This window comes from Streptomyces sp. NPDC091289, from assembly GCF_044757365.1.
Lineage (GTDB): Bacteria > Actinomycetota > Actinomycetes > Streptomycetales > Streptomycetaceae > Streptomyces.
The window spans coordinates 228594-245944 of the sequence record NZ_JBIVUT010000010.1 but is presented as its reverse complement, the minus strand read 5'-3'; the positions used below and the strand labels follow the sequence as shown (position 1 = coordinate 245944).

The window sequence follows — 17351 nt, the reverse complement described above, 5'->3', positions numbered from 1 at the left end:
CGGGTGCGGCGGAGCGGGTGCTTCCAGCAGTCTGCTCAATCCGACGGGCGTACGGGCGGGAATGCGGCGGTCTCCGTGCGGTGGACGACCGGGGTGCGGTCCGGCCCGATACGGACGACCAGGTGGCGGCGGCCGTGGGCGTCGTCGCGGTCGGGCCGGTCCTCGCGCCAGTGGCAGCCGCGGGTCTCCTCGCGTGCCCGGGCGGCGGCGACCAGGACCCGGGAGACCAGGAGCAGGTTGGTGACCTCCCAGGCCTCGACCCCGGGGACGACGGCCTTGGAGACCCTGGCCCCGTCCGCGTCGGCGGCGGCCTCGCGGTGCAGGGCCTCCAGCTCCGCTTCGGCGGTGGCCAGGCTGTCGGCGGAGCGCAGGACTCCGGCGCCCCGGGTCATGGCGCGCTGGATCGCCGTACGGGTCTCGGGGGCCAGCAGCGGGGCGGGATCGCCGGTGCCCGGGACGGCGGCCGGTTCGGTGCGGGACGGGCGGACCTCGGCGATGTCGGCGGCGATGCGCTCGGCGAAGACCAGGCCCTCCAGGAGGGAGTTGGACGCGAGGCGGTTGGCCCCGTGCACACCGGTGCAGGCGACCTCGCCGCAGGCGTACAGCCCGGGGACGGTGGTGCGGCCCCGCAGATCGGTGCGGACGCCGCCGGAGGCGTAGTGCGCGGCCGGGGCGACCGGGATCGGCTCGGTGACCGGGTCGATGCCATGGGTCCGGCAGGCGGCCAGGATGGTGGGGAAGCGCTGCTCCCACATCCGCGCCCCGAAGTGCCGGGCGTCCAGATACATGTGCTCGGTGCCCTGCTCGTGCATCCGGCGCGTGATGCCCTTGGCGACGATGTCGCGGGGGGCCAGCTCGGCCAGCTCGTGCTGCCCGAGCATGAAGCGGACGCCGTCGCCGTCGACGAGATGCGCCCCCTCGCCCCGTACGGCTTCGGAGACCAGCGGCTGCTGGCCCTCGGAGTCCGCGCCGAGGAACAGGACGGTCGGGTGGAACTGGACGAACTCCAGGTCGGAGACCTCCGCCCCGGCCCGCAGCGCCAGCGCCACACCGTCGCCGGTGGAGACGGAGGGGTTGGTGGTGGCGGAGAAGACCTGGCCCATTCCGCCGGTGGCGAGGACCACCGAGGGGGCCCGGACCGCGCCGACGCCGTCGTGCTGGCCCTCGCCCATGACGTGCAGCGAGACGCCCGCCGTACGGCCTTCGGCGTCCGTGAGGAGGTCCAGGACCAGGGCGTTCTCGATGGTGTGGAGGGCGGCCTCGCGGACCGCCCCGACCAGGGCGCGGGAGATCTCCGCGCCGGTCGCGTCGCCGCCCGCGTGGGCGATGCGGCGGCGGTGGTGGCCGCCCTCGCGGGTCAGCGCGATGTCGCCGCCGTCCGTGGTGTCGAAGTGCGCGCCGGTGTCGATCAGCCGGCGTACGGCGTCGGGGCCCTCGGTGACCAGGGTGCGCACGGCCTCCTCGTCGCAGAGGCCCGCGCCCGCGACGAGGGTGTCGTCGAGGTGCTGCTCGGGGGTGTCGCCCTCGCCGAGCGCGGCGGCGATGCCGCCCTGGGCCCAGCGGGTCGAGCCGTCGTCGAGGCGGGCCTTGGTGACGACGACGGTGTCCAGGCCGGCGGCGGCGCAGCGCAGTGCCGCGGTGAGTCCGGCGACGCCGGAGCCGACCACCACGACGTCCGCGTCGATGGCCCAGCCGGGGGCGGGGGCGGTCAGCCGTATTCCGGTCACGTCAGGGCTCCGAAGGTGAGGGGGATGTTGTCGATGAGGCGGGTGTTCCCGACCCGGGCCGCGACGGCGAGGATCGCCTCCCCGCTCTCACGGTCGTCCGGGATCTCGGTGAAGTCCGCCGGGTCCACCAGGGCCAGGTAGTCCAGGGCGAGCGGCAGCCGGTCCCGGGCGGCGGCCTCCTCCAGCACGGTCCGGGCGGCGGCGCGGACGGCCGCGGGCGCCCCGTTGGGCCGGGCCAGCGCCACGGCCTGGGCGTCGGCGGCGGCGCGGGCCTCGCCGAGCCGGTTGAGCCCGGCGGCCCGGTCGCCGGACTCGGGCGCGGTGGCCCGGGCCCGTTCGTGCAGGGCCTGCTGGGCGGCGAGCCGGTCGCGGGCCGCGAACAGGGCGCGGGGCAGGGCGAGCGCGGTGTGCCGCTCCTCGGGGGAGAGGAAGCGGTTGCGGCTGGAGAGCGCGAGGCCGTCCGGGTCCCGGACGGTGGGGACGCCGGTGATGCGGACGCCGAAATTCAGGTCGCGGACCATGCGGCGGATCAGGGCGAGCTGCTGGGCGTCCTTCTGCCCGTAGAACGCCTCGTCGGGGCGGGTGAGGTGGAGGAGCTTGGCGACGACGGTGAGCATCCCGTCGAAGTGCCCGGGCCGGGCCGCGCCCTCGAGACGCTCGCCCATGGGGCCCGCGGTGATCCGGACCTGGGGCTCGCCGCCGGGGTAGACCTCGTCCGCACCGGGGGCGAAGACCGCGTCGGCCCCCGCCGCCGCGGCGATCTCCAGGTCGGCGTCCAGGGTGCGCGGATAGCGGTCCAGGTCGGCGGCCTCGCCGAACTGCAGCGGGTTCACGAAGACGGTGACCACGACCTGGCCGGCCGCACCCGCGGCTTCGCGGGCGGCGCGGATCAGGGCGGCGTGGCCGTCGTGGAGCGCGCCCATCGTCATGACGACGGCCCGCTCGGCCCCGGCGGGGCGGGGCAGCGCGTCGAGCTCGGCGGCGGTGCGCAGGAGGGCGGGGGCGGTGCTCCGGCGGACCGGGGCGGCGCTCTCGTCTCCCGTACGGCTGGTGGTCGTCATCGGGTCTCTCCCGGTCCCGTACAGCTGATGATCGTCGTCATCGGGTCTCTCCCGGTCCGGGGCCGCCGGGGCGGCGTTCCTGGTCGGCCAGGACGACCAGCAGGTCCTCGGCCAGCTCGGCCTTGAGCAGGCCGTGGACGAGGGCCCGGTCGGCCGTGGCGCGGGCCATCGCGAGATATCCGGCCACCGCCTGCGGGGCGTGCGTGCGCAGCTCGCCGATGTGGGCGGCGACCGTGCCCGCGTCCCCCCGGGCGACCGGGCCGGTCAGCGCGGCGTCGCCGGAGCGCAGGGCGTTGTCCAGGGCCGCGCCGAGCAGCGGGCCGAGCATCCGGTCGGGGGCGGCGACCCCGGCCTTGGTCAGCAGCTCCATCGACTGGGCGACCAGGGTGACCAGGTGGTTCGCGCCGAGGGCGAGGGCCGCGTGGTAGAGCGGACGGGACTCCTCGGCGATCCACTCGGGCTCGCCGCCCATCTCGATGACCAGGGCCTCGGCGGCGAGCCGCAGCTCCACGGGGGCGGTGACGCCGAAGGAGCAGCCCGCGAGCCGCTGGACGTCGACGGCGGTGCCGGTGAACGTCATCGCGGGGTGCAGCGCGAGCGGCAGGGCCCCGGCCCGCAGCGCGGGGTCCAGCACCTTCGCCCCGTACCGGCCGGAGGTGTGGACGAGCAGTTGCCCCGGCCGTACGGCACCGGTCTCGGCGAGGCCCTCGACCAGCGTGGGCAGCACGTCGTCGGGGACGGTCAGCAGCACCAGCTCGGCGCGGGCCAGCACCTCGGCGGGCTCCACCAGGGGCACGTCGGGGAGCAGCTCGGCGGCGCGGCGCCGGGAGGCGTCGGAGACGCCGGACACGGCGACCGGGCGGTGCCCGGCGAGCTGGAGGGCCGCGGCGAGGGCGGGTCCGACCCGGCCCGCACCGACGACGCCGACCGTGAGCCGGGCGGGGCGGTCCCTCGCGTCGAGGGGTTCCTTCGAAACAGATGCGTTCACGCGGCGATGGCCTTCCGTTCCAGTCCGCGGGGGGTACCGGACGATTTCTCTGCATGCTACGCCAGCGTTTCGGCGGGGCTCCCCCGCCGCCCACAGCCTGTGGATAACTTCTGAACCTGAGGAAAACCCGTGGGCGCGCTGTCAGAGGTCCGGGTGATGATCGTCCCATGACGGCAACGGATGAGCAGGAGCAGCGGCGGCGCAGGCTGACCGCTTGGCGGGGGTCGCGGCGGGTGCTGGCCCGGGTCGGCGCGGACGGCACGCTGGGCGAGCGGCTGGCGGCGCTCGCGGCCGGCGCCGCTTCCGTACACGATCCGGAGGACTGGACCGATGTGTACGGGGGCGGGGTCGTCGCCGATCTGGAGCGGCGGGTGGCCGGGCTGCTGGGCATGGAGTCGGCCGCGTTCTTCCCGACCGGGACGATGGCCCAGCAGGTCGCGCTGCGGTGCTGGGCGGGACGTACGGGCGACGCGACGGTGGCGCTGCATCCGCTGTCCCACCCGGAGCTGCACGAGGGCGGGGCGCTGGGCGCGGTGAGCGGGCTGCGCACGGTGCATCCGACGTCCGCGCCGAGGCTGCCGAACGCGGAGGAGGTCCGGGAGTTCCCCGAGCCGTTCGGCACGCTGATGCTGGAGCTGCCGTTGCGGGACGCCGGGTTCGTGCTGCCGTCCTGGGAGGAGCTGACGGAGGTGGTGGAGGCGGCCAGGGAGCGGGACGCGGTGGTCCACCTCGACGGGGCGCGGCTGTGGGAGTGCGGCCCGCACTTCGGGCGGGAGCTCCCGGAGATCGCGGCGCTCGCGGACAGCGTGTACGTGTCGTTCTACAAGTCCCTGGACGGGCTGTCGGGGGCGGTGCTGGCGGGTCCTTCGACGCTGGTGGAGGAGGCGCGCGTGTGGCGTCACCGGTACGGGGGCCAGGTCTTCCAGCAGTACCCGGCGGCGCTGTCCGCGCTGCTGGGTCTGGAGCGGGAGCTGCCGAGGCTGCCGTCGTACGTGGCGCACGCGAAGGTGGTGGCCGGGGCGCTGGCGGAGGGGTTCGCGGCGTCGGCGGTGCCGTGGTTCCGGGTGCGTCCGGAGCCGCCGCACACGCATCAGTTCCAGGTCTGGCTGCCGTACGGGGCCGAGGTGCTGGACGAGGCGTCGGTGCGGCAGGCCGAGGAGACGGGCGTGGCCCTCTTCCGGCGCTGGTTCGCGGGGGCGGGCGGGGCGGGGCTGCCGCCCGGGGTCTCGGTGACCGAGGTGACGGTGGCGGGGGCGGGGCTCGAGTGGTCGGCCGAGGATGTGCGGGCTGCGGTGGCGGGGTTCGTGGGGTACGTGGTGTAGGGGCCTTGCCCTTGGGGGCGGCCCCCGGGGCGCAGAGGGGCTTGTCCAGTGCCGGCTCCCCTTCGCCGGGGTTTTGTCCTCAAGCGCCGGACGGGCTGGGTGTGCGAGGCCCTGCCCAGCGGGCCGGGACCGGCCTCGGGGTTCCGTCCTCAAGCGCCGGACGGGCTGGGGGTGGCGGGCGGGCCTGATGTGTCGGACGGGCCTGGTGTGGCGGTGGGCCGAGTTCGGCGGGTCTGCTTGATTCTTCGGTACAGGTCGCGCAGGACCGCGCGGTCGTGCAGGCCCGGTGGTGGAGGTGCGGGTTCCGACAGGCGGGCCGCGCGGTAGGTGTCGAGCATGTGCTGCTGCATGGCGTCCATACCGTCCAGCCTGCGCAGGTCACGGCGGTGCCGCGCGTTGATTGACGGCCCCCGTCAAATGGCACGACGGCCCGTGCGCGTACCCCCACTATGGAGGGGTGAGCGTGCACATAGACATCGCGGGTCTGCCCGCCGATCGCGTCGATTTCGCGACTTCCCCCCTGGCCGAACTGGGCCTCGCCCTGCACGCCCTCTCCGAGCCCGGCCACCACCCGGGGCTGCACGGCTGGGCCACCGCGACGGCGGCGGCCCTGGAGCCCGATCTCGCGGACCGGATGCTGGAGGCGGAGTTCCTCTGGCGGAACACGTTCTCCGATGTGTTCATGCCGTTCTCCGGGATCCGGGGCGGCGACGGCAGGACCGGGGCGACGCTCGCCGAGGACCTGAACCTGATGGACAGGATGGACGACGAGCGGTTCGTCGCCGCGGCCCTGGAGTTCACCTGCGCCACCCATTACGGGGCCGGGGCGCCGTCACCGCTGAGCGACGCGGCGATGCGGGACCGCGCCCTGGAGCTGGCGGCGGCGCGTGGCCCGCAGCAGGTGGAGTTCACCCGGCGGCTGCTGGCCGACCCCGCCTCCGTACGCGGCTGGATCCGGCGGCTCTTCGAGGACTGCGACGAGGCGTTCTTCGCCGACACCTGGCGCCGGGTCTCCGTGCAGCTGGTGGCGGACGCCCGGCACAAGACGGAGCTGCTGCGGCGCAAGGGGCTGGCCGAAGCGGTCGGGGCGGTGTCCTCCGCCGTGACGCTGGACGAGGAAGCGGGCCGGATCAGCGTCGACAAGCTGTCCGAGGGCCGGACCACCGCCGTCGACCCGGGCGTCGGCCATGGCCTGACCTTCGTCCCGACCAGCTTCGGCTGGCCGCACCTGATGGTGCTGCACGCCCCGGGCTGGCGCCCGGTGATCCACTACCCGGTCCACCTGCCCGAACTGCCGTCGCCCGCCTCGGTCGAACAGCTCCAGCGCCGCATGGAGGCCCTGGCCCACCCGATGCGGATGCGGCTCTGCCGCAACCTGGCCCGCTCCCCGTACACCACCGGCGAGCTGGCCGAATCCAACGGCATCACCTCCCCCGAGGTCTCCCGCCACCTGTCCGTGCTCAAGAAGGCGGGCCTGGTCACCACGCGCCGCCGGGGCCGCTATGTCCTGCACCAGCTGGACCTGACGGTCGTGGCCCGGCTCGGCAGCGACTTCCTGGAGGGCGTCCTGCGCTGAGCCGGCCCGCGCCGCTGTCCCGGCCCGCGCCGCTGCCCCGCGCCGCCGTCTCAGCCCGCGCCGCCGCCGGCCCGGACCAGGCCGGTCTCGTAGGCGAGGACGACGACCTGGACCCGGTCGCGGAGGTTCAGCTTGGTGAGGATGCGGCCGACGTGCGTCTTGACCGTGGCCTCGGAGAGCACCAGGCGGGCCGCGATCTCCCCGTTCGACAGGCCCTGGGCGACCAGGAGCATGACTTCCCGTTCGCGTTCGGTGAGCTTGCCGATGTGCTTGTTCTTCGGTTCCTTGTCGGCGCTGGGCAGCATCGGCGAGAAGCGGTCGAGCAGCCGGCGGGTGGTGGACGGGGCCACGACCGCGTCGCCACTGTGCACGGAACGGATCGCGGCGAGCAGTTCGGCGGGCGGCACGTCCTTGAGCATGAAGCCGCTGGCCCCCGCCTTCAGCCCGGAGAAGGCGTACTCGTCGAGGTCGAAGGTGGTCAGGATGAGCACCTTCGGCGGGTCCTGCTGCGCGCAGATACGGCCGGTCGCCTCGACGCCGTCCAGCCGGGGCATACGGACGTCCATCAGGACCACGTCCACGGCGGTGGACCGCAGGATCTCGATCGCCTCCGCCCCGTCCCCGGCCTCGGCCACGACCTCCATGTCGGGCTGGGCGGCGAGCACCATCCGGAAGCCGGTCCGCAGCAGGACCTGGTCGTCGACGAGCATCACGCGGATGGCCGTGGTCATGGGGATCGTGTCCTGTCCTGGGTCGGTCGTGGTGGTGGTCGAAGTCTCGTAGTCCGTGAGGCAGGGGGCGGGCGGGACCGGGGTCAGTCCGGGGGCTTGAGCGGCAGCAGGGCGCTGATCCGGAAGCCGCCGCCGGGCCGGGGTCCCGCGTCCAGGGTGCCTCCGACCATGCCGACCCGCTCCCGCATCCCGATCATCCCGTGCCCGGCGCCGTCCGCGCCGCCGTCCTCGTACAGCTCGTGCGCCGCGCCCCGGCCGTCGTCCTCGATCAGCAGCCCGAGGCCGTCGTCGAAGTAGACCAGCCGGACGCTGGCCCCGGCGTCGGGTCCGCCGTGCTTGCGGGTGTTCGTCAGGGCTTCCTGCACGACGCGGTACGCGGTCAGCTCCACGCCGCTGGGCAGCGGGCGGGGGGTGCCCTCGACCTTGAAGTCGACCTCCAGGCCGGTCTGCCGCACCTGCGCGACCAGGTCCTCGATCTGCTCCACATCGGGCTGGGGGACGTACTCCCCGCTCTCCGGGGCGTCCCCGGTCCGCAGCACCCCGAGCAGCCGCCGCATCTCGGCGAGCGCCTGCCGGCCGGTGCTGGAGATGGTCTCCAGGGCCTGCTTGGCCTGGTCGGGGGCGGCGTCCATGACATAGGCGGCGCCGTCGGCCTGGACGACCATCACGGACACGTTGTGCGCGACGACGTCGTGCAGCTCGCGGGCGATCCGGGCCCGCTCGGCGGCGACGGCGACCTTGGACTGCGCCTCGCGTTCCCGCTCCAGGCGGGCGGCACGCTCCTCCAGCTGGTCGAAGTAGGCGCGCCGGGTCCGCAGCGAGTCCCCGAGCACCCAGGCCAGCACGAACGGCACGGTCATGATGACCGTCACGAAGATCACCTGGGGCCAGGACCCGCCGGGCTCGGCCTCCCACCGCAGCTGGGACAGGCCCGCCGCGCACAGGCTGCAGACCAGGGCGAGCCGGGACGCCCAGCGCTCCCCGACCGTGGCCACGGTGTACGTGATCACCAGCATCGCGAAGTTCCCGATGCCCGGCCGGACGTTGAACACCAACTGCACGACGCCCACCAGGATGGCGAGCAGCAGCATCTTCTCCGGGGCCTTGCGGCGCAGCGCCACCACCGTGGAGAGCCCCAGGACCACCGGAACGGCGACGAGCTCCTCGCGCCCCGCGTCGTACATGCCCGACACCATCGACACGCCGGAGAGCCCGAGGAGGACGACGGCCCAGAAGACGTCGACGCCCGTCGGGTGTCTGCGGATGAAATCGTAGAGGCGCTGCACGTAACCCAGCGTAGGGACAGCGGATCGGTGCCCGGGTCAACCGGAGGGTCGATCCAGGTCCTGGGACCGTACTCCCCAAGGTGGAGACTTGCCTACGTGACGGACGAGTGGCGTGGGTGGCGGGAGGCGGCTCAGACCGCTCTGTACGGATACGAGGGGTTTTATCGCAGCGCACTGCGAAGCCCGGAGGGACCGGCGGGCCATTTCCGTACGTCGGTCCACGCCTCGCCCCTCTTCGCGGCGGCGGTGGCCCGGCTGCTGACCGGAATCGCCGGGGAGCTGGGCACCGGCACGGTCGCGCTGGTCGACGTCGGGGCGGGGCGCGGCGAGCTGTTGACCGGAGTGCTGGCCGCGCTGCCCGAGGGGCTGGAGGTGACCCCGTACGCCGTCGAGGTGGCCGACCGGCCGCCGGGCCTGGACCCCCGGATCGAGTGGTGCGCGGAGCCGCCTACGGGGGTCACCGGGCTGCTGTTCGCCAACGAGTGGCTGGACAACGTTCCGGCGGAGGTGGCGGAGGCGGACGCGGACGGCGTCCCCCGGTACGTCCAGGTGCGGACGCCGGACGGCGCGGAGCGGCTCGGCGCCGCGGTGTCCGGGGCGGACGCGGCGTGGCTGGAGCGCTGGTGGCCGCTGTCCGCGCCGGGCGAGCGGGCGGAGATCGGCCGCCCCCGGGACGAGGCGTGGGCGGGCGCGGTCGGTTCGCTCGCCGCCGGTCTGGCCGTGGCGGTGGACTACGCGCATGTACGGGGCGCCCGGCCGCCCTTCGGGACGCTGACCGGCTTCCGGGGCGGGCGCGAGGTGCGTCCCGTGCCGGACGGTTCCTGCGACCTGACCGCGCATGTGGCGCTGGACGCCTGCGCGGCGGCGGTATCGGGGTCGGTGGCACACGCGAGTGCCGAGCTCACCGACCAGCGGGCGGCGCTGCACCGGCTGGGCGTCCGCGGTGACCGGCCGCCGCTGAGCCTGGCCGCCACCGATCCGGCGGGCTACGTCGCCGCGCTGGCGGCGGCGGGCGAGGCGGCGGAGCTGACCGCACGCGGCGGCCTCGGCGACTTCGGCTGGCTGCTGCACCGGGTGGACCCTGGCCGGACACCGGTCAGGGAATACTGTCCCGCATGACGGAGACGACGATCGGCATCGGCGGAGCGGCGGAGAGCACCGACATGGTGCTGAACATCGGTCCCCAGCACCCCTCGACGCACGGGGTCCTCCGGCTGCGGATCGTGCTGGACGGCGAGCGCGTCCAGCACGCGGAGCCGGTCATCGGCTATATGCACCGGGGCGCGGAGAAACTCTTCGAGGCGCGCGACTACCGCCAGATCATCATGCTCGCCAACCGCCACGACTGGCTCTCCGCCTTCTCGAACGAGCTGGGCGTCGTGATGGCCGTCGAGCGGATGCTCGGCATGGAGGTCCCCGAGCGCGCCGTGTGGACGCGGACGCTGCTCGCCGAGCTGAACCGGGTCCTCAACCACCTGATGTTCCTCGGCTCCTACCCTCTCGAACTCGGCGGCATCACCCCGGTCTTCCACGCCTTCCGGGAGCGCGAGGAGCTCCAGGCGGTGATGGAGGAGGTCTCCGGCGGGCGGATGCACTACATGTTCAACCGGGTCGGCGGACTCAAGGAGGACGTCCCGGCGGGCTGGGCCGGGCGGGTCCGCGACGCCGTCGCCTCCGTCCGCTCCCGCATGGACGTGTACGAGAACCTCGTCCTCGGCAACGAGATCTTCCGGGGCCGCACGCGCGACGTGGGCGTGCTGTCCGCCGGGGCGGTGCACGCGTACGGGGTGTCGGGGCCGATCGCCCGCGCCTCGGGCGTCGACTTCGATCTGCGGCGCGACGAGCCGTATCTCGCGTACGGGGAGCTCCAGGACACCCTGAAGGTCGTCACCCGGACCGAGGGCGACTGCCTGGCCCGCTTCGAGTGCCTGCTGGAGCAGACCCTCAACGCCCTGGACCTGGCCGACGCCTGCCTGGACCGGATGGCCGGCCTGGCGCCGGGGCCGATCAACCAGCGGCTGCCCAAGGTGCTCAAGGCGCCGGAGGGCCACACCTACGCCTGGACGGAGAACCCGCTCGGCGTCAACGGCTACTACCTGGTGTCCAAGGGCGAGAAGACGCCCTACCGGCTGAAGCTGCGCTCCGCCTCGTTCAACAACATCCAGGCGCTCACCGAGCTGCTGCCGGGCACCCTGGTCGCCGACATGGTGGCGATCCTGGGGTCGCTGTTCTTCGTCGTCGGCGACATCGACAAGTAGCCGGTCTCGCGCGTCAGGAGACCGCGCCGCGCAGTCGGGCCACGTCGATCTGCTCGGTCTCGTCGTGCGCGGTGAGGTCGATGACCTTGCCCACGGCCTGGTTCTGGACCGCTCCCGTGCGGTGGGCGGCGAGCGCCTCCTCGCCGACGACGTCCGCGAGGTCCTCGTTCTGTACGGACTCGATCGCGGCGTTCACCTGCGGGGAGTTCTGGGGGTTCGGGGAGTTCTGGGAGTTCTGGCTGTTCTGGGCGCTCTGGGCGCCGAAGAAGTCGAAGTTGCCCTGGGGGACCGGCTGGCGGCGCGCGGCGTACGGGACGACGGCCGATGCGGCCTGGATCGCGCGCGGCACGCGCACCGGCGCGATGGAGGCCGGGGCCTTCGCGCTCGGGAGCGCGGAAGCGTCGGGGGCCGGGGTGTTGACGGCCGGGGCGGCAGGGGCCGGGGCGGGCGGAGTGGTCGTGGGGCGGCGGTGCTGGTGGTCCAGGTGCTCGCCCGCCCCGGTGGCCGCCGCGTGCTTCCCCTTCGGGTCCTCCGCCTCCGCGTCCGCGTCCCGGTGCCGGTCCTGGACGGCCAGCTGACGCTGCCGGACCGCCTCCACCGTCCGGCGGGTCTCCTGGAGCGCCGCGTTGCGCGTGAGGTTCATCAGGGCCTCGTCCGCGCGGCGGTACGACTCCGGCGTCGGCGTGGACCTCGCGGGCGGCAGCTCCTTCGGAGCCGCGGCCTCGATGGCGAGCTGCCTGCGGCCCTCCAGCGCGCTGGCCCGCTCGGTCTCGGCGTTGGCGTAGCGGCGCAGCAGTCCGGCGTGCTCCCCGCGCAGCCCCGCGAGCTCCACCCGCTTGCGGCGGAGCTTGGTCTCCAGACGGGTGCGCAGCTCGCGCGACTCCTCCAGATCCTGCTCCAGCTCGGCTATCCGCTCCTCGGCCCGCCATTCGTCACTGGCGCGGGCCCGCGTCAGCTCGGCGACCCGCAGCCCCGCCGCCCGGTCCCAGCTGCGCATCAGATACGCGCCGGTGACGGCGGTGGCCGCCACGGCGGCCACCAGGCCGCGCAGGACCAGGGGTTCGGCCAGCAACCAGGCGCCGGCGGCACCGACGACCGACACTCCCGCCACCACGGAAGGCGGCAGGATTCTGTGGAGGGGCGGCGAATGGCGGTGGCGTCCACGTGGCATGGCCTGAAATTTACCGTGTGTACGCGTCACTTGGGGGGCCGCCCGGCAATCTGTTCCCCGCCGGTTACCTCACGGCCCCCCAAAAGTCCTTCCCGGGCCCGCCGCTCGCCTCTTTTATCTCCGGTTACCTCTGGTACTCCTTGATCAAGATCTACTTCTTGATCAGACCCTTCGACTCCAGATACTCCTTGGCCACGTCGACCGGCTTGGCGCGCTCGGCGTCGACCTTCCGGTTCAGCTCGGCGAGATCTTCCGTGGTGAGCGCGGCCGTGAGCTTGCCCAGCGCGTCGGCGATCTCCGGCGCGCCCGCGTCCTTGGTATTCAGAACGGGAAGAACGTTGTCCGCGTTCTGGAGCTTCTTGTCGTCCTCCAGGAACACCAGCCCGTCCAGCACGGCGTCCGTGGTGGTCGTCAGGACCAGCTGGACCTTGCCGTCGCGGACGGCCTGCTTGGACTGCGGGGTGCCGACGCCCTTGGGGTCGATACCCGTGACGTCGATGCCGTACGTCTTCTTCAGACCGGGTGCGCAGAACGGCCGCACCTCGCACTCGTCGCCCGCCGCGATCTTGACCTTGAGCTTCGACTTCCCGAGATCGGAAAGGGTCTTGAGGCTGTTCTTCTCGGCGAATTCCTTCGAGACCGCGAAGGCGTTCTGGTCAACGGCCTTCCCGGCCGGGAGGACCGTGAGGCCCAGCGGCCCGGCGAGCTTCTCCAGGGCGGCGACCGTGGCGTCGGCGTCCCCGGAGGCCACCGGCTCCGCCTGGGCCTTGTCGGCCCCGTTGACCTTGGCGTTGAGGAATTCGGCGATCGTGGCCGCGTACTCCGGTACGACGTCGATCTCGCCCTTCTCCAGCGACGGCTCGTACAGCTCACGGTTCTTCACCGTGGTGACCGAGGTGCTGTATCCGGCGTCGCCCAGAACCTGCGCGTACAGCTCGGCGAGCACCTTGGACTCGGTGAACGCGGCCGAGCCGACGACCAGGGAGCCCTTCTTGCCGTCGCCCGCCGAGGAGCCGGAGCCGCCCTTCTCCTTCTCCAGGCTGTCGCCGCCGCAGGCCGCGAGCGACCCGGCCAGCGCCACCATGCCGATGACCGCTCCGGCTATCCGCGAGGTCCTGCTCATGTGTTGTTCTCCGTCCGAACAGAAGAAAAGTAACCAGAAGAAACGCGACCGGAAGCAGAGCGACCGGAAGAAGGATGTGCGCTCACGCGGTCCGCCGGCGGCGCAGCGGTGAGAGCAGCCGGTCCAGGCCCACCAGCACGCCCTCCACCAGCAGGGCGAGACCGGCGACCAGGACAGCGCCCGCGAAGACCTGGGCGGTGTCGTAGGTGTTGAACCCGGCGGTGATGATCCGGCCGAGACCGCCGAGGCCGACCATCGCGGCGATCGACGCGGTGGCCACGACCTGGACCGCGGCGGACCGCAGCCCGGTCATGATCATCGGGTAGGCGAGCGGCAGCTCGACCCGGACGAAGAGCTGCCCGCCCGACATCCCCATGCCGCGCGCCGCCTCCACCACGGCCCGGTCCACCTCCCGCATCCCGACGTAGGCGTTGGTCAGCAGCGGCGGCACCGCGAACAGCACCAGCGCGATGATCGTGGGCCAGTACCCCGAGTTGCGCAGGGGCGTGACCATGAACAGGGCCAGCACCGCGAAGACCGGAATGGCCCGCCCCACGTTGGAGATGTTGACCGCGAGCGCGCCGCCCCTGCCGATGTGCCCCAGATACAGGGCGAGCGGCAGGGCTATCGCGCAGGCCACCGCCAGGGCGACCCCGCTCACGTACAGATGCTCGCCGAGCCGGTGCGCGGCCCCGCCGTCCCCCGACCAGTTGGCCCCGGTGGTCAGCCAGGTCCAGGCATCGCCGATGACTCCCACGGGTCAGCCCGCCTCCACCTTCGCCACGGCGGGCGGCCCCGCGTCCGTCTTCGCCACGGATGCCCCTGATGAACCGGACGCCCCGGATATTCGGGTCCAGGGCGTCAGCAGCCGCTGGAGGCCGAGCAGCAGCAGGTCCGCCGCCACCGCGAGCAGCACGCACAGCACCGAGGCGGTCAGCACCTGGGCCTTGAAGAAGCTGGGCAGCGCGTCCTCGATGAGGTTGCCGAGGCCCCCCTTGCCGACGAGCGAGCCGACCGTGGTCAGCGCGACCGTCGACACGGTGGCTATCCGCAGCCCCGCCATCACCGCGGGCAGCGCCAGCGGGAGCTCCACCTCCCACAGCAGCCGCGCCGGCCCGTATCCCATGCCGCGGGCGGCCTCCTTGGCCTCCTGCGGCACCGCTTCGAGCCCCGCCAGGATGTTGCGGACGAGGATGGTCAGCGAATAGAGCACCAGGCCCGTGACGACGAGCGCGGCCGACAGCCCGAACAGGGGCAGCAGCAGCGAGAACATCGCCAGCGAGGGCACGGTGTAGAGCACGGTGGTCAGCCCGAGCACCGGTCCGGCGAACCGCCGGCCCCGGCGGGCGAGCAGCGCCAGCGGAAGGGCCACCGCGAGCCCGATCAGCACCGAGACCACCGTGATCCCGATGTGCTGCACGGTCGCATCGGTCAACTCCTGGCTGCGGGAGCGGACATACTCCCCGCAGATCCAGTCGTTCGTCACCAGGCAGCTCTGCTCGGCCATCCGCCCCTCACCTCCTGCTTCCCTCCCGCCGGCCCGGATCGCCCCGGATCGAACTGATGACTGGCGAGCCTATCCTCGACCACTGACAATCGCGGAGGCTGTCGCATTCCGGCAACATGCCCTTCACAGAACGCCCTCCACAATGGGGAACCATGATCCGTTTCGAGCACGTCACCAAGCGGTACGCCGACGGCACCACCGCCGTCGACGACCTTTCCTTCGAGGTCGCCGAGGGTGAACTGGTCACGCTCGTCGGACCTTCCGGTTGTGGCAAGACGACCACCATGAAGATGGTGAACCGGCTGATCGAACCGACCGAGGGCGGGATATTCCTCGACGGGGACGACATATCCACCATCGATCCCGTCCAACTGCGCCGCCGTATCGGCTATGTGATCCAGCAGGTGGGACTCTTCCCGCACAAGACCGTGCTGGAGAACACCGCGACCGTTCCCCATCTGCTGGGCTGGAAGCGCGGAAAGGGGCGCGAACGCGCCGCCGAACTCCTCGACCTCGTAGGACTCGACCCCTCCGTTTATGGCGACCGCTATCCGGAACAGCTTTCCGGCGGCCAGCGCCAACGCGTGGGCGTGGCCCGCGCATTGGCAGCCGATCCGCCCGTTCTCCTGATGGACGAGCCTTTCGGGGCGGTCGACCCGGTCGTCCGCGAACGTCTCCAGAACGAATTCCTGAAACTCCAGGCCCAGGTCCGTAAGACCGTGCTGTTCGTCACGCACGACATCGAGGAGGCCGTCCGCCTCGGCGACCGGATCGCCGTCTACGGGCAGGGCCGCATCGAGCAGTTCGACTCCCCCGCCACCGTGCTCGGAGCCCCCGCGACCCCGTACGTGGCCGACTTCGTCGGCGCGGACCGCGGGCTCAAGCGGCTCTCGGTGACGCCCATCGAGGAGAGCGACCTCGACCAGCCGCCGGTCGTCCACCTCGACGACCCGCTGGCCACCGCCACCGAACGGCTCAGGTCCCAGGGCGCGCGCTGGGCGGTCGTCCTGGACGGCCGGGACAACCTCCACGGCTGGATCCCCGCCGACGCGACCGCCGACGCGAGCGGCAACGCCAAAGGCGCCACCAAGGGCACCGTCCGCGAACACGCCCGCCGGATGGAGGCCTGGCTCCCGCTCGGCGCACCCCTCAAGCAGGCCTTCGCCACCATGCTCCAGCACGACGCGGGCTGGATCGCGGTCATCGACAAGGAGAGCGAGGGCCGCTTCCTCGGCGTGCTGACCCCCGCCCGGCTGCACGAGGCCCTGCGCCGCTCGATCGACGCCGACGCCCAGGACGTACCGCGCGCCGAGGTCGCCGTGGAGACGGTGGCGACGATCGCCACCACCGCCTAGGCGGCAGGGGCTCAGTTCTCGCTGAGGCGGGCGCTCAGCCACTCCAGGGCCGGCGGGATCTCCCGCCGCCAGGTGGTGAAGTTGTGCCCGCCGCTGTCGAGCACGATGGACGACACCTTCGCGGGCGCCTTCACCTTCTCGATGAACTTCATCGTGCTCCTGAGGTTGCCCTCGCCCTGCCGGGACGTCGTCACCAGGAACGAACCGCCGGACGGCGGCCGGTTCTCCAGGGTCCACATCAGGTCGGCGCGGTTGCGCAGCTCCTGGTCCCCGTGGAACAGGTCGCCCGTCGTCGGGTCCTCGGCCGCCTTGTAGTACGCGGAGAGCCCGGCGCTCGCCGCGTACCGGTCCGGGTGGTGCAGCCCGACCTTCAACGCGCAGTAGCCGCCGGTCGAATTGCCGATGATCCCCCAGTTACGGGCCTTCTTGCCGACCCGGTAGGACCCCGTGATGGCCTCGGGGAGGTCCTTCGCGAAGAACGTCTCGGTCCGCGGGCCCTTCGGAACGTCCACGCACTCGGTGTCCCGGGGCGGCGCGACCGTCGGCCGCAGCATCACCAGGATCATCGGCTGCGCCGTGCCCGCCTTCACCCGCTCGTGCGCGGTCTGCGGGTAGCGCAGCCCCTTCAGCAGGTTCTCCGCCGTGCCCGGGTAGCCGGTGAGCACCACGACCGCCGGGAACTTCCGCCCGGCGTACGCCGCCTGGAAGTACTCCGGCGGCAGATAGACGTACGCCGGTGACTCGATGCCCGAGATCCGCCCCGAGACGACCACCTTGTCGATCCGCCCGCCGACCGACGGGACCCGGCCGCCCGGCACGTCCGGGTGCTGGGTACCGATCCGCGCCATGTGCCGCGAGCCGGACCCGTTCCCCGCATGGTCGGTGACCACACCCAGCTCCTGCTGACGGCCGAAGAGGTCGGCCCAGGAACCGTAGAAGAGGAAGGCGTTGTTGGCCGCCAGACCGACCGCGGCGAACAGGGTCAGCTGGGTGGCCAGCAGCAGCCCGATCCTGCCCGACACCGCGGCCACGCCCGGCCGGGCCAGGCGTGGCCAGAACCGGACCGTGGCGGCGAACAGCGCGACGGCCAGCACCGCCACGACGGCGAGCACTGCTGTGCTGGTGAGACCCATGAGTGAGCTTTCTCCGTGATTCCGTACAAGACGTGATTCCGGACCAGGGCCGGGAGCGGGAAATTTCCGGAATGTGGGTGAACCCTCGCTCCACAACCCACGTCCTAGAGGGC

Annotated in this window: 16 protein-coding genes; 5 read left to right on the top strand and 11 right to left on the bottom strand. The window is 72.8% G+C overall.

Translation table 11 applies throughout. The annotated features are described in order from the left end of the window. Window positions 1–35: 35 nt before the first annotated feature. Genes ACIQPT_RS15885 through ACIQPT_RS15875 form a run of 3 tightly spaced genes read right to left on the bottom strand, consistent with a single transcriptional unit; the run spans window position 36 to window position 3776 of the window. Window positions 36–1727 (bottom strand): L-aspartate oxidase, encoded by a 1692-nt coding sequence (locus ACIQPT_RS15885; RefSeq protein WP_401156304.1) that lies wholly within the window; start codon window positions 1725–1727, stop codon window positions 36–38. Then, window positions 1724–2788 carry a pantoate--beta-alanine ligase gene (panC, locus tag ACIQPT_RS15880; protein WP_401156302.1) on the bottom strand — a complete coding sequence of 355 codons (1065 nt, stop codon included), beginning with the start codon at window positions 2786–2788 and terminating at the stop codon, window positions 1724–1726. Before panC ends, ACIQPT_RS15885 begins: the two co-directional genes overlap by 4 nt. 37 nt (window positions 2789–2825) lie before the next feature. Continuing rightward, complete coding sequence (locus tag ACIQPT_RS15875; RefSeq protein WP_401156300.1) at window positions 2826–3776, bottom strand: Rossmann-like and DUF2520 domain-containing protein; 951 nt, start codon at window positions 3774–3776, stop codon at window positions 2826–2828. A gap of 167 nt (window positions 3777–3943) precedes the next feature. Between ACIQPT_RS15875 and ACIQPT_RS15870 the strand changes: the two genes are divergently transcribed. Further along, on the top strand, window positions 3944–5098 hold the full coding sequence (locus tag ACIQPT_RS15870) for a threonine aldolase family protein (protein WP_401156298.1): 1155 nt from the start codon (window positions 3944–3946) through the stop codon (window positions 5096–5098). Window positions 5099–5247: 149 nt separating this feature from the next. Here ACIQPT_RS15870 and ACIQPT_RS15865 read toward each other — a convergent pair whose 3' ends face one another. Further along, entirely contained in the window at window positions 5248–5457 is a 210-nt protein-coding gene (locus ACIQPT_RS15865) for a hypothetical protein (RefSeq protein WP_401156296.1), read from the bottom strand. Window positions 5458–5561: 104 nt separating this feature from the next. Between ACIQPT_RS15865 and ACIQPT_RS15860 the strand changes: the two genes are divergently transcribed. Further along, window positions 5562–6674 carry a DUF5937 family protein gene (locus ACIQPT_RS15860; protein ID WP_401156362.1) on the top strand — a complete coding sequence of 371 codons (1113 nt, stop codon included), beginning with the start codon at window positions 5562–5564 and terminating at the stop codon, window positions 6672–6674. Between the two features lie 50 nt (window positions 6675–6724). On the opposite strand, the gene ACIQPT_RS15855 is transcribed toward ACIQPT_RS15860, so the two are convergent. Further along, window positions 6725–7405 carry a response regulator gene (locus ACIQPT_RS15855; protein ID WP_401156294.1) on the bottom strand — a complete coding sequence of 227 codons (681 nt, stop codon included), beginning with the start codon at window positions 7403–7405 and terminating at the stop codon, window positions 6725–6727. Between the two features lie 83 nt (window positions 7406–7488). Further along, on the bottom strand, window positions 7489–8691 hold the full coding sequence (locus tag ACIQPT_RS15850; protein WP_401156292.1) for a sensor histidine kinase: 1203 nt from the start codon (window positions 8689–8691) through the stop codon (window positions 7489–7491). A 96-nt stretch (window positions 8692–8787) separates the two neighbouring features. Between ACIQPT_RS15850 and ACIQPT_RS15845 the strand changes: the two genes are divergently transcribed. Continuing rightward, the gene (locus ACIQPT_RS15845; RefSeq protein WP_401156290.1) at window positions 8788–9810 is read left to right on the top strand and encodes an SAM-dependent methyltransferase; all 1023 of its coding nucleotides are present in this window, start codon (window positions 8788–8790) and stop codon (window positions 9808–9810) included. Beyond that, on the top strand, window positions 9807–10949 hold the full coding sequence (locus ACIQPT_RS15840; protein WP_401156288.1) for an NADH-quinone oxidoreductase subunit D: 1143 nt from the start codon (window positions 9807–9809) through the stop codon (window positions 10947–10949). The genes ACIQPT_RS15845 and ACIQPT_RS15840 overlap by 4 nt, the downstream gene beginning before the upstream one ends. 13 nt (window positions 10950–10962) lie before the next feature. On the opposite strand, the gene ACIQPT_RS15835 is transcribed toward ACIQPT_RS15840, so the two are convergent. The 4 genes from ACIQPT_RS15835 to ACIQPT_RS15820 all read right to left on the bottom strand — a co-directional run bounded on the left by ACIQPT_RS15835 (window position 10963) and on the right by ACIQPT_RS15820 (window position 14750). Next, window positions 10963–12120, bottom strand: coding sequence for a hypothetical protein (locus ACIQPT_RS15835; protein WP_401156286.1), 1158 nt, complete (start codon window positions 12118–12120; stop codon window positions 10963–10965). 151 nt (window positions 12121–12271) lie between these two features. Further along, a complete protein-coding gene (locus ACIQPT_RS15830; protein ID WP_401156284.1) occupies window positions 12272–13243 on the bottom strand; it encodes an ABC transporter substrate-binding protein in 972 nt (323 codons plus the stop codon). Between the two features lie 82 nt (window positions 13244–13325). Continuing rightward, window positions 13326–14000 carry an ABC transporter permease gene (locus ACIQPT_RS15825; RefSeq protein ID WP_401156282.1) on the bottom strand — a complete coding sequence of 225 codons (675 nt, stop codon included), beginning with the start codon at window positions 13998–14000 and terminating at the stop codon, window positions 13326–13328. 3 nt (window positions 14001–14003) lie between these two features. Next, entirely contained in the window at window positions 14004–14750 is a 747-nt protein-coding gene (locus tag ACIQPT_RS15820; RefSeq protein WP_401156280.1) for an ABC transporter permease, read from the bottom strand. Window positions 14751–14902: 152 nt separating this feature from the next. On the opposite strand from ACIQPT_RS15820, the gene ACIQPT_RS15815 reads away from it, so the two are divergent. Beyond that, a complete protein-coding gene (locus tag ACIQPT_RS15815) occupies window positions 14903–16105 on the top strand; it encodes an ABC transporter ATP-binding protein (protein WP_401156278.1) in 1203 nt (400 codons plus the stop codon). 11 nt (window positions 16106–16116) lie between these two features. Here ACIQPT_RS15815 and ACIQPT_RS15810 read toward each other — a convergent pair whose 3' ends face one another. Next, on the bottom strand, window positions 16117–17238 hold the full coding sequence (locus ACIQPT_RS15810) for an alpha/beta hydrolase (RefSeq protein ID WP_401156277.1): 1122 nt from the start codon (window positions 17236–17238) through the stop codon (window positions 16117–16119). Window positions 17239–17351 lie beyond the last annotated feature (113 nt).

Coding starts and splice junctions, on each gene's coding strand:
- panC (WP_401156302.1), bottom strand. CDS start 2,788: ATGACGACCACCAGCCGTACGGGAGACGAGAGCGCCGCCCCGGTCCGC.
- ACIQPT_RS15870 (WP_401156298.1), top strand. CDS start 3,944: ATGACGGCAACGGATGAGCAGGAGCAGCGGCGGCGCAGGCTGACCGCT.
- ACIQPT_RS15865 (WP_401156296.1), bottom strand. CDS start 5,457: ATGGACGCCATGCAGCAGCACATGCTCGACACCTACCGCGCGGCCCGC.
- ACIQPT_RS15855 (WP_401156294.1), bottom strand. CDS start 7,405: ATGACCACGGCCATCCGCGTGATGCTCGTCGACGACCAGGTCCTGCTG.
- ACIQPT_RS15840 (WP_401156288.1), top strand. CDS start 9,807: ATGACGGAGACGACGATCGGCATCGGCGGAGCGGCGGAGAGCACCGAC.
- ACIQPT_RS15835 (WP_401156286.1), bottom strand. CDS start 12,120: ATGCCACGTGGACGCCACCGCCATTCGCCGCCCCTCCACAGAATCCTG.
- ACIQPT_RS15830 (WP_401156284.1), bottom strand. CDS start 13,243: ATGAGCAGGACCTCGCGGATAGCCGGAGCGGTCATCGGCATGGTGGCG.
- ACIQPT_RS15820 (WP_401156280.1), bottom strand. CDS start 14,750: ATGGCCGAGCAGAGCTGCCTGGTGACGAACGACTGGATCTGCGGGGAG.
- ACIQPT_RS15815 (WP_401156278.1), top strand. CDS start 14,903: ATGATCCGTTTCGAGCACGTCACCAAGCGGTACGCCGACGGCACCACC.
- ACIQPT_RS15810 (WP_401156277.1), bottom strand. CDS start 17,238: ATGGGTCTCACCAGCACAGCAGTGCTCGCCGTCGTGGCGGTGCTGGCC.